The sequence below is a fragment of the Kocuria rosea subsp. polaris genome (assembly GCF_001483755.1).
Lineage (GTDB): Bacteria > Actinomycetota > Actinomycetes > Actinomycetales > Micrococcaceae > Kocuria > Kocuria cellulosilytica.
This window is the reverse complement of record NZ_LQBK01000030.1, coordinates 1-1290: the sequence shown is the minus strand read 5'-3', so window position 1 is coordinate 1290 and position 1290 is coordinate 1. Positions and strand designations below refer to the sequence as shown.

1 protein-coding gene is annotated in these 1290 nt (G+C 67.8%); it reads left to right on the top strand.

Annotated features, from left to right (window positions below; all coding sequences use genetic code 11):
* Positions 1-69: 69 nt before the first annotated feature.
* Positions 70-1259 (top strand): IS3 family transposase gene (locus tag AVL61_RS12160; RefSeq protein WP_136341198.1). Its coding sequence is split into 2 segments (ribosomal slippage): positions 70-322 and positions 322-1259, totalling 1191 coding nucleotides; the frame shifts between segments, so codons are not numbered across the junction.
* Positions 1260-1290: the final 31 nt, after the last annotated feature.

The window sequence follows — 1290 nt, the reverse complement described above, 5'->3', positions numbered from 1 at the left end:
CTGAGGTTGACCCCCTTCGGTGGACGTCCTTGATGGTCAGGCCTGGTGCCTGGCAGGGAGGATGTTCCTGTGGGAGCCAAACGGAAGAGGTACACGCCCGCGTACCGGCGTGATGCCGCGCATCTGGTGATCGACACCGGGCGCCCGATCGTCCACGTGGCGAAGGAGATCGGTGTCGGAGAAGCTCTGCTGGGTCGTTGGGTCGCGATCGAGAGGGCCAAGATGGACGACCCGCCCTCAGCACTGGATACCGATGAGCGGGCAGAGCTGGAGCGGTTGCGCCGTGAGGTGGCCGAGCTGCGGATGGACCGGGAGTTCCTGAAAAAAGCAGCCGCCTTCTTCGCGACCGAGAACCAGAACCGGTGAGGATGTTCGAGCTCATCGACGCGGAGAAGGCCGACTACGAGATCACCCGCATGGCCGAGCTGCTCGAGGTGTCCCGGTCGGGCTACTACGCCTGGCTGGCACGTCGCGAGGGGCCGCCGGGTCCCTCGGCTGTGCGACGGGCCCAGCTGGGCCAGAAGGTGCTGGCCGCCCACACGGCCTCCGACGGGGTCAACGGTGCGCCGCGGATCCTGGCCGACCTGCGCGCTGTCGGGGAGGTGGTCTCGCGCAAGACGGTCGCGAAACTCATGCGCGCCCACGGCATCGCCGGCATCAGCCCGGCCACCTGGCACCCGGTGACCACGGTCGCAGACGAGTCCGCGCACACGATCCCCGATCTGGTGGAGCGCGACTTCGATCGCGGCCGCCTCGATGCGGTGTGGACCTCGGACATCACCTATTTGCCCACCGATCAGGGATGGCTGTACTTGTGCGCGGTCCGCGACGGCTGCTCGCGGCGGGTGCTGGGCTGGGCGGTCGATGACCACCTGCGCACTGAGCTGGTCGAGACCGCGCTGCGCCGGGCAGTGACCCTGCGCCGGTGTGACACCACCGGAGTGATCTTCCACGCCGATCGCGGCTGCCAGTACACCTCCGCCCGGCTGGCCGAGGTCGCCGCCGAGCTGGACGTCAGGATCTCGGTCGGGCGGACCGGGGTGTGCTGGGACAACGCGCAGATCGAATCGTTCTGGTCGACGTTGAAGACCGAGTACTACCACCGGCGGAGATTCACGACCAAGGCCGCCGCCAAGCGCGGCGTCGGCGCCTGGATCGAGGCTACCTACAACCGGACCCGACGGCACTCGTCACTGGGCATGCTCAGCCCGGTAGCCTTCGAGCACCAGCTCATGAACCCCGCGGCAGAAGCCGCATAACTCGATGTCCACGAAACGGGGTCAACCCCAC